1 protein-coding gene is annotated in these 534 nt (G+C 46.8%); it reads right to left on the minus strand.

All coding sequences use genetic code 11. The features are described 5' to 3' along the window. Nucleotides 1-534 (minus strand): threonine synthase (gene thrC / locus R7Q09_RS28075; protein WP_318144198.1); only part of this gene is annotated, 534 nt, incomplete at both ends.

Raw genomic sequence — 534 nt, forward strand, 5'->3', positions numbered from 1 at the left:
AGTTTGCAGAGTTCAGACCGATCTCTTCACGCAGCTCCGCATCATCAAACGCTTGTTTCACCAATGCTTGACATGCATCGAAATCACCATTGATTGCTACAGTGTGGATGTTTTTACCTAGTGTACAAAACAGCTTCTCTTGCAGCGGGCTGATCTTGCCTTTCGGGTAAAGAATCACAACATTAATGTCTTCCATTCCGTAGAAAGCATGCGCAACAGCCGCGCCAGTATCGCCTGACGTTGCGGTCAAAATAGTGATCTTGCCGCCATTAGAAACTGCCGCAAGGGATTGCGCCATGAAACGGCCACCGAAATCTTTAAATGCTAACGTCGGGCCATGGAAAAGTTCTAGCGCGTAAACGCCTTCTTTTACTTGGTTGATTGGTGCTGGGAATTGGAACGCAGCGTCAACCATTGCGTTAACTTGCTCTTCCGCCAGTTCATCACCAATCAGTGCTGATAGGATCTCAGTGCTACGAGAGACAAAATCTTCTGCTAACAACGCATCAACGTCTTCAAATTTTGGTAATTCCG

It is taken from the genome of Vibrio sp. 2130-1, assembly GCF_033339515.1.